At 73.7% G+C, this 7,115-nt stretch carries 7 protein-coding genes; 1 reads left to right on the top strand and 6 read right to left on the bottom strand.

The window, feature by feature from the left end; all coding sequences use genetic code 11:
- On the bottom strand, positions 1-552 hold a 552-nt coding region (locus ABD879_RS31350), incomplete at its 3' end, for a primosomal protein N' family DNA-binding protein (RefSeq protein ID WP_486303744.1).
- 137 nt (positions 553-689) lie between these two features.
- Here ABD879_RS31350 and ABD879_RS31355 point away from each other — a divergent pair.
- Positions 690-2,348, top strand: coding sequence for an MFS transporter (locus ABD879_RS31355; protein ID WP_345025386.1), 1,659 nt, complete (start codon positions 690-692; stop codon positions 2,346-2,348).
- Between the two features lie 121 nt (positions 2,349-2,469).
- Here ABD879_RS31355 and metK read toward each other — a convergent pair whose 3' ends face one another.
- The 5 genes from metK to mihF form a co-directional block, all read right to left on the bottom strand.
- The gene (metK, locus tag ABD879_RS31360) at positions 2,470-3,663 is read right to left on the bottom strand and encodes a methionine adenosyltransferase (RefSeq protein ID WP_345025387.1); all 1,194 of its coding nucleotides are present in this window, start codon (positions 3,661-3,663) and stop codon (positions 2,470-2,472) included.
- A 201-nt stretch (positions 3,664-3,864) separates the two neighbouring features.
- Entirely contained in the window at positions 3,865-5,088 is a 1,224-nt protein-coding gene (gene coaBC, locus ABD879_RS31365) for a bifunctional phosphopantothenoylcysteine decarboxylase/phosphopantothenate--cysteine ligase CoaBC (protein ID WP_345025388.1), read from the bottom strand.
- 24 nt (positions 5,089-5,112) lie between these two features.
- Positions 5,113-5,367: a DNA-directed RNA polymerase subunit omega gene (gene rpoZ, locus ABD879_RS31370; RefSeq protein ID WP_285492526.1), complete on the bottom strand. Its 255-nt coding sequence runs from the start codon at positions 5,365-5,367 to the stop codon at positions 5,113-5,115.
- 24 nt (positions 5,368-5,391) lie between these two features.
- Positions 5,392-5,934: a guanylate kinase gene (gmk, locus tag ABD879_RS31375; RefSeq protein ID WP_345025390.1), complete on the bottom strand. Its 543-nt coding sequence runs from the start codon at positions 5,932-5,934 to the stop codon at positions 5,392-5,394.
- 181 nt (positions 5,935-6,115) lie between these two features.
- Positions 6,116-6,442 carry an integration host factor, actinobacterial type gene (gene mihF, locus ABD879_RS31380; RefSeq protein ID WP_285492525.1) on the bottom strand — a complete coding sequence of 109 codons (327 nt, stop codon included), beginning with the start codon at positions 6,440-6,442 and terminating at the stop codon, positions 6,116-6,118.
- Between the last annotated feature and the right edge of the window lie 673 nt (positions 6,443-7,115).

Below are 7,115 nucleotides of genomic sequence, written 5' to 3' on the forward strand. Positions count from 1 at the left end.
CTCGCGCCACGGCCCGGGGTCGGCGGCCGGCGCCGGTGCGTCCGGCGCGGCGGCGGAGGCCGGGGGCGGCTCGGCCTCCACCCGGGCGTGCCGCGGCGGGATCGCCAGGCGCAGCACGTCGGCGAGGGTGCCGGCGTACCGGTCGGCGACCTCGCGGGCCAGCGCCGCCACCTGCGGGGTCAGCACCGGCTCGGGCGAGACGACCCGCTCCAGGTAGGCCAGCCGGCCCTCGTGGGCGCTGTCGGCGACGCGGTCGAGCAGCAGCCCGTCCACCAGCTGCCCGGCGAACCGCACCCGCACCCGGCACCCGGGCACGGCCTGCGCGTCGAGCCGGTCGGGCACCAGGTAGTCGAACGGGCGGTCCAGATGGGCCAGCGGCACCTCCACCGCGACCCGCGCGACCGGCAGCGTCGCGGCGGGCGTCCGGGCGCCCTTGGCCGCCGCGCGCCCGCTCCCGCCCTTCCCCGCCGCGGAGGCGGGGCGCTCGGGGACCACCCGCGGGACGTCGTCCAGCCCCGGGATCAGCTCCGCTCCCCCGCCGTCGTTGCTCACGCCAACCGTCCTACCAGATCAGGCCGACGCCGCGGCGGCCGTCGGCCCCGGGCCGCCGGGCACGGTTTGTAAGGCGTGCCGGATTCATTGGATCATTGCCCGATGCTCCGAGCGTCACCGATTTCCCCCGAGTCGCCGTGACCGCGGTCCCCGGCCTGTCCCACCTGCGCGAACGGCCGTCGCGCACCGGCCGTCCCGGCGCGTCCGGGCATCCGGGGCGCCGGTGGACGGACCCGCGCCACCCCGTCACCGCCGCCACCCTCCTGGCGGCGGCGCTGCACCTGGTGTGGGGGCTGTTCCTGGCGGCCGAGGGCGGCGACCTGGCGGCGCAGCACGCCTGGACGCACTTCGCCCGCAGCCACCCCGACTCCCCCTACGCCCTGTTCTGGTACGGCGGCATGCACCCCGCGTCCTACAGCGTGCTGTCGCCGCACCTGATGGCCTGGGCGGGCATCCGCACGGTCGCCTGCGTGACCGGCACGCTGTCGGCCACGCTCACCGCCTACCTGCTCGTGCGCTACCGGGCGCCGCTGACGCTGCCCGCCGCGCTGTGGGCGGCGTTCTCGCTGTCGTGCAACGCCGCCGCCGGGCGGGTGACGTTCGGGCTCGGCCTGTTCTTCGCGCTGATCGCCACCGTCGTGGCGCTCTCGCGGCGCGGCGCCCCCCTGCCGCGCGGCGTCGCGCTGACGTCGCTGACCGCGGTCACCACGCTGGCCAGCCCGGTGGCGGGCCTGTTCGTCATGGTGCCGGCGGCGGCGCTGTTCCTGACCGGGCGGCGCGGCACCGGCTGCGCCCTGGCCGCGGGCCCGCCGGCGGTGGTGGCCGCCACGACGCTGCTGTTCCCGTTCAAGGGCGTCCAGCCGATCTCCTTCACCGCCGTGGTGCTGCCCACCCTCGCCAGCGTCGTCGCGCTCGTGCTGTTCGCGCCCCCGGCGTGGCGCACGGTCCGCGTCGGCACCGCCGTGTACCTGGCCGGGATCACGCTCACCTACCTGATCCCCTCCCCGGTCGGCAGCAACGTGGAGCGGCTGGCGCTGATGTTCGGCGGCGTGCTGCTGCTGTGCGCCATGGCCGTCGTCCGCGACCGCCGCAGGCTGGCCGTGCTCGGCGCCGCGTTCGCCGCCACCGCCGTGTGGCAGGTGGTCAAGCCGGTCGACGACCTGATCCACACCCGGCCCGCCATGGCCGCCGCCCGGCACTCCGACGAGCTGGTCGCCGAGCTGGTGCGGCGCGGCGCCGACCGGGGCCGGGTGGAGGTCGTCCCGCTGCGCTCGCACTGGGAGGCGTCGGGGCTCAGCCGGCACGTCGTGCTCGCCCGCGGCTGGAACCGGCAGGTCGACGCCGACCGCAACGCGCTGTTCTACGACGGCGCCCTCACCCCCGCCGCCTACCGCGAGTGGCTGCTGCGCTGGGGCGTGCGGTACGTGGTGCTGCCGGAGGTGGAGACCGACTGGTCGGCCGAGCAGGAGGCCGAGCTGATCCGCCGCGGCCAGCCCTGGCTGCGCGAGGTGTGGCGCGACGAGCACTGGCGGCTGTTCGGCGTCACCGACCCGCAGCCCCTGGCCGACCCGCCCGCCGCGGTCGTGCGCATAACCGCCGACCGGCTCGTCCTGGACGTCCCCCGGGCGGGGGCGTCGCCGCTCGTGCGGATCTCGTGGTCGCCGTGGCTGGCCGTCCAGGGGCCCGCAGGCGCGTGCCTGAAGCAGGAGGGGGAGTTCGTCCGCCTCCGCACCACGGCCCCCGGCCGTTACACGCTCAGAGCCGTCTACAAGCTCCCCCGCGGGTCGGCCTGCTAGCCGGACGCCCCCGAACCTCACGCGCCGCAACGCCGAAGGCCCCGTTGGAGCATCGGCTCCAACGGGGCCTTCCCGGTCCGTCAGGCGACCGCGGACGCCCCGGCCGCGGGCGGGCGGGGCGTCACAGGCCCGCGGCGCTCGCGAGGTCCTTGGCGCGGTCGGTGCGCTCCCAGGAGAAGTCGGGCTCGGAGCGGCCGAAGTGGCCGTAGGCGGCGGTCTGCTGGTAGATCGGGCGCAGCAGGTCCAGGTCGCGGACGATGGCGGCCGGGCGCAGGTCGAACACCTCCAGGACGGCGGCCTGGATCTTCTCGACCGGCAGCTTCTCGGTGCCGAAGGTCTCCACGAACACCCCGACCGGGTGGGCCTTGCCGATGGCGTAGGCGACCTGCACCTCGGCGCGGTCGGCCAGCCCGGCGGCCACGATGTTCTTGGCGACCCAGCGCATGGCGTAGGCGGCCGAGCGGTCCACCTTGGAGGGGTCCTTGCCGGAGAACGCGCCGCCGCCGTGCCGCGCCATGCCGCCGTAGGTGTCCACGATGATCTTGCGGCCGGTCAGCCCGGCGTCGCCCATCGGGCCGCCGATCTCGAACCGGCCGGTGGGGTTGACCAGCAGCCGGTACCCCTCGGAGTCCAGGTCGAACTCGGCCAGCACCGGGTCGACCACGTTCTCCTTGATGTCGGGGGTGAGCAGCTCCTTGAGGTTGATGTCGGGGGCGTGCTGGCTGGAGACCACCACGGTGTCCAGGCGGACCGCGCGGGCGCCGTCGTACTCGATGGTCACCTGGGTCTTGCCGTCCGGGCGCAGGTAGGGCACCACGCCCTGCTTGCGGACGTGCGCCAGCCGCTGCGCCAGCCGGTGCGCCAGCGTGATCGGCAGCGGCATCAGCTCGGGGGTCTCGTTGGTGGCGTAGCCGAACATCAGGCCCTGGTCGCCGGCGCCCTGCCGGTCGAGCTCGTCGCCGGCCTCGCCCTCGCGGGACTCGTAGGCGTCGTCCACGCCCTGGGCGATGTCGGGCGACTGGGCCCCGATCGACACCGACACGCCGCAGGAGTGCCCGTCGAAGCCCTTCTTCGACGAGTCGTACCCGATCTCCAGGATCTTCTCCCGGATCACCCCGGGGATGTCCACGTAGGTCTCGGTGGTCACCTCACCGGCGACGTGCACCTGCCCAGTGGTGATCATGGTCTCGACGGCGACCCGGCTCTTGGGGTCGTCTTTCAGCATGGCGTCGAGAATCGCGTCGCTGATCTGGTCCGCGATCTTGTCCGGGTGTCCCTCGGTGACGGACTCGGAGGTGAACAGGCGGCGAGACACGTACGTGAACTCCTTGCAGCGGCTGCTGACTGATGTCGCAGGACGGATTGTGGACTCGGCAGGGACTGTGGCTCCCCGCACCGTGGCGGCGACGGTGTTCGAGGAAGTCTAGCGACAATGATTCCTCGGCACGCTCCGACGACACCACCGGACAAATGTGCTATTTGACCAGTTGTCGCGGTTCATTGCCACCTAACGCCTTCAGGACGCGCCGGCGCCCGGTTTCAGACGCTCGGCGACCAGATCCCACACCACGTCGGCCAGGTCCTCCTTGGGGCCGCGCGGCACCGGCGTCTCGGCGCCGTCGGCGGCCAGCACCACGGCGGCGTTGTCCGGCCGCCCGAACGCCAGGTCGGCGCCGACCTCGTTGACCACCAGCAGGTCGCAGCCCTTGCGGGCGAGCTTCTCGCGCCCCGCGTTCAGCACGTCGTCGGTCTCGGCGGCGAACCCCACCACCACCTGGCCGCCGCGCGGGCGGGCGCTCAGCTCGGCGAGGATGTCGGGGTTCTTGACCAGCCTGATCGGCTCCGGCTCCGCCCCCGGCACCTTCTTGATCTTGGAGTCGCGGTAGTCCGCGGGCCGGAAGTCGGCGACGGCGGCGGCCATCACCACCGCGTCGGCGTCCTCGGCGGCCTCCAGCACGGCCGCGCGCATCTGGGCGGCCGACTCCACCGCGACCACGCGGGCGCCCGCCGGGTCGGGCAGGGCGACGTTGGCGGCCACCACGGTCACCCGCGCGCCGCGCGCCACCGCCGTGCGGGCCAGCGCGTACCCCTGCAGGCCCGAGGAGCGGTTGCCGATGAAGCGCACCGGGTCGATCGCCTCGCGGGTGCCGCCCGCCGAGATCACCACGTGCCGGCCCGCGAGGTCGGGCGCGGCCCGGCCGCGCGCCAGCACCCGCCGGCCCACCTCGAACAGCTCGGCGGGCTCGGGCAGCCGCCCCGGCCCGGTGTCGGCGCCGGTCAGCCGCCCCGAGGCGGGATCGACCACGATCGCGCCGCGGGAGCGCAGCAGCGCCACGTTGTCCTGGGTCGCCGGATGCTCCCACATCTCGGTGTGCATCGCGGGCGCGAACACCACGGGGCACCGGGCGGTCAGCAGGGTGCCGGTGAGCAGGTCGTCGGCCCGGCCGTGCGCGGCCCGCGCCAGCAGGTCGGCGGTGGCGGGCGCGACGAAGACCAGGTCGGCCTCCTTGCCCAGGCGCACGTGCGCCACCTGGTCGACGTCGTCCCACACCTGGGTCGACACCGGATGGCCCGACAGCGCCTCCCATGTGGCGGCGCCGACGAACCGCAGCGCGTCGGCGGTCGGCACCACGCGCACGTCGTGTCCGGACTCCGTGAACCGCCGCAGCAGCTCGCACACCTTGTAGGCGGCGATGCCCGCGCCGACGCCGAGGACGACGCGCGGCCTGGGATCGGTCATGTTCCGTTATGCGGTCGGGGCGGCTCAGCCCTCGATCGGCTCGGCGTGCAGGAGGCCCTCCCGCGTCTCGCGCAGCGCGATCGACAGCGGCTTCTCCTGCACCTGGGTCTCCACGAGCGGGCCGACGTACTCCAGCAGGCCCTCGCCGAGCTGCGCGTAGTAGGCGTTGATCTGCCGAGCGCGCTTGGCGGCGATGGTGACCAGGCCGTACTTGGTGTCGACGACCTCGAGGAGCTCGTCGATCGACGGGTTGGTGATGCCCTCGGAACTGGCTGCCACTATGTGGCCTTCCCCTAGACGCGGCTATTGACGAACAGCCATCAAGGTTAGCAGTTCGTCGCACACGTCCTGGACGGACGTGTTCACCAGCGTCACGTCGAACTCCTTCTCGGCGGCCAGCTCCACGCGCGCCGCCGCCAGCCGCCGCTCGATCACGTCCGCGGGCTCGGTGCCGCGGCCGACCAGGCGGCGGACCAGCTCCTCCCACGAGGGCGGCGCCAGGAAGACCAGCATCGCCTCGGGCATCGCCCGCCGGACCTGGCGCGCGCCCTGCAGGTCGATCTCCAGCAGCACGGGCCGCCCGGCGGCCAGCCGTTCCACGACCGGCCGCCGCGGGGTGCCGTAGCGGTTGCCCGCGAACTCGGCCCATTCGAGCAGTTCCCCCTCGGCGACGAGCCGGTCGAAACCGGCGTCGTCGACGAAGTAGTACTGCACCCCGTGGGTCTCCCCCGGCCGGGGGGCCCGGGTGGTCACCGAGACCGACAGCCACACCTCGGGGTGAGCCCGTCGGATCTCGGCGACGACCGTGCTCTTGCCGACGCCCGACGGCCCGGACAGGACCGTCAGCCGCCGGACCGAGGAGTCCTGCGACGAGGGGGAGCCGCCCGGCGCGGGGTCAGGCGCGCCGGGGCTGGACGGGATGGAGCCGGACGAGGGCGCGCCGCCGGACGTGCCGGGGGGCCCGCCGCCGGGCGCGCCGGAGCCGGCCGCGACGGTCACACCGCCGCGCCCGCCCGTGAGTCGCACGTCAGCGGTTTCCACCGCCGCCGAACTCACGCTCCAGGGAGGCGCGCTGGTTGGCGCCGAGACCCCGCACGCGGCGGGACTCGGCGATGCCCAGGCGCTCCATGATCTGCTTCGCACGGACCTTGCCCACACCGGGCAGCGATTCCAGGAGGGCCGACACCTTCATCTTCCCGATGACGTCGTCGGTCTGCCCCTCCTTGAGGACCTCGGCAAGCGAGGTTCCCCCGTGCTTGAGCCGGTTCTTGACCTCGGCCCGCTCCTTGCGGGCCTTGGCAGCCTTCTCCAGGGCTGCGGCGCGCTGTTCGGGGGTTAGGGGCGGAAGAGCCACGCCGGGTCACCTCAGGTTTCCACTCGACGGAGTCGGACGGGTTGGGAAACTAGCGAGTTCACGCCCTATAAAGCAACGTGAAGTGCCGTTTGGCCCGCCACAAAATCACGAAAATCACTCCCTGGGGTGTCCTGAATACGGAGTGTACACACTCGCGGGCCGCTCCGGCGGCACCCCCGCCCCATCTGGGACTTTCGCAAGATCGTGAAAAATCCCCAGGCAACGCCCCATATGCGTCACTTGTCACCCTTTTCTCCGGGGCTTTCGCGCGAGCCGCACCCCCGCCGCCGCGATTCCGGCAGGCCAGGGACCCCTTCTCCGGTGATACGCATCACATTTTCCGGCCGGGTCGCGTTTTCCGGAAAAACGGACCCGCGGAAGTGACGTCGATCACCTGTCCGGAATGTCCAAAAACTTCCCGCATGACAAGTTAATAGAGGTGACCGGCCGGGGCGCCGCGGGGTCCCTCGTCCCGCCGGGCGCCCCTCCGCACGGCGGCCCGCGCGGCGGCTCGGACGGTGCTTCCGGAGCGGTCCGGACGATGTTCTCGGCGGCGGGTTCTCAGCGGCGGCTCGGACGGTGCTTCCGGCGGCGCCCGGGGGCGGCGGTCGGGCGGGCCGTGTCAGGCGGCGGGCCCGGCCGCGGTGCGGCGCAGCGCCGCGGCCATGCCCGC

Source organism: Actinomadura keratinilytica (assembly GCF_039539665.1).
Lineage (GTDB): Bacteria > Actinomycetota > Actinomycetes > Streptosporangiales > Streptosporangiaceae > Spirillospora > Spirillospora keratinilytica.

What these genes read in the sequence shown, in the direction of transcription:
- coaBC (WP_345025388.1), bottom strand. Translation starts at nt 5,088, where the DNA reads ATGACCGATCCCAGGCCGCGCGTCGTCCTCGGCGTCGGCGCGGGCATC.